This is a genomic window from Shigella sp. FC1967 (genome assembly GCF_001743005.1).
Taxonomy (GTDB): Bacteria; Pseudomonadota; Gammaproteobacteria; order Enterobacterales; family Enterobacteriaceae; genus Proteus.
In genome coordinates this window covers 1-1,135 of sequence record NZ_MIIZ01001048.1, presented here as the reverse complement: position 1 = coordinate 1,135, position 1,135 = coordinate 1, and the positions used below count along the sequence as shown (strand labels likewise).

Annotated in this window: 1 protein-coding gene and 1 pseudogene; both read left to right on the top strand. The window is 44.2% G+C overall.

The genetic code is table 11. The annotated features are described in order from the left end of the window. Positions 1-607: pseudogene (locus BHE89_RS17995) on the top strand (replication protein); the annotation flags it as partial. Then, positions 604-1,135 (top strand): phage N-6-adenine-methyltransferase (locus tag BHE89_RS17990; RefSeq protein ID WP_128860697.1); only part of this gene is annotated, 532 nt, incomplete at its 3' end. The pseudogene BHE89_RS17995 and the gene BHE89_RS17990, both read left to right, overlap by 4 nt.

The following is a 1,135-nucleotide window of genomic DNA, read 5'->3' as shown; positions in this document are numbered from 1 at the left end:
TACTTCAGAGAGTACAACAGAAACAGATCATTCGTCGCAGAATTCTGGCGAATCCAGCGACCAGCCGAAAAATGATTTTTTAACTCGTTATCCCGAAGCCGTGATTTACAGCGCTAACTTCCAAAAATGGGGCGATGAAGGTGATTTGAAAACGGCAAAATGGATGTTTGGTCGTGTTAAAAAACTGAATCCATCCGCGCTAGAGCCTACTTGGTATGACTGGGCTAACGATATCCGTTTGATGCGTCAAATCGATGGGCGTACCCATGAGCAAATTTGTGCCTTGTTCGATTGGGCCAACAAAGATTCATTCTGGCACCAAAACATTTTAAGCCCTCGTAAATTACGTAAACACTTTGATGAGCTGATCGTTCGTAGCCAAAAGCCAAAGGATGAGCCGAAGGTTCAAGTTGATACCGTTGAACGTGACAGCGCCTTCTCTCGCTTGATTGGCTCTCGCTCTAAGCCTCAAAACCGTATTGAAGAGATTGCACTTGAATTAGCGGGTAAGACCGGCATTCGTCGTATGAGTGAGTTTTCTGGTCGCCAAGCATGGAACAGCATTTGGAAACAAGCGACTGAAATGTCACAGGAGGCTCAGCAATGATTGATTACGCATTGAAATTACAGGAATTAAAAAGCCAATCAGCCCATAAATTAAAAGAAATTGGCGATCAGTGGCGTACACCTGAAAACCTGTATTGGGGTATCAATTCACTCTATGGGCCGTTCACGCTAGATCTATTTACTGATGCACAAAACAGCAAATGCCCTCATTTCTACACGGTTGAGGATAACGCGCTTACTCAGGACTGGTCGGAAAAACTCAAGGAAATTGGTGGTTCTGCTTTCGCTAATCCACCGTACTCACGTAGTTCATATCATGAAAAACAACCTGTTACTGGTGTTCGCCACATCATGAATCATGCGTTAGCTATGCGTGAAAAAGGTGGGCGCTATGTTTTCTTGTTGAAAGTGGCCACAAGCGAAACATGGTGGTGTGAAGAAGCGGACCATATTTGTTTTATTCGCGGTCGTGTCGGTTTTGATGTTCCACAATGGTTTGTTCCTGCAGATGAAAACCAAGTACCAACAGGGGCATTTTTTGCTGGTGCTATCGTGGTGTTTGATAAAA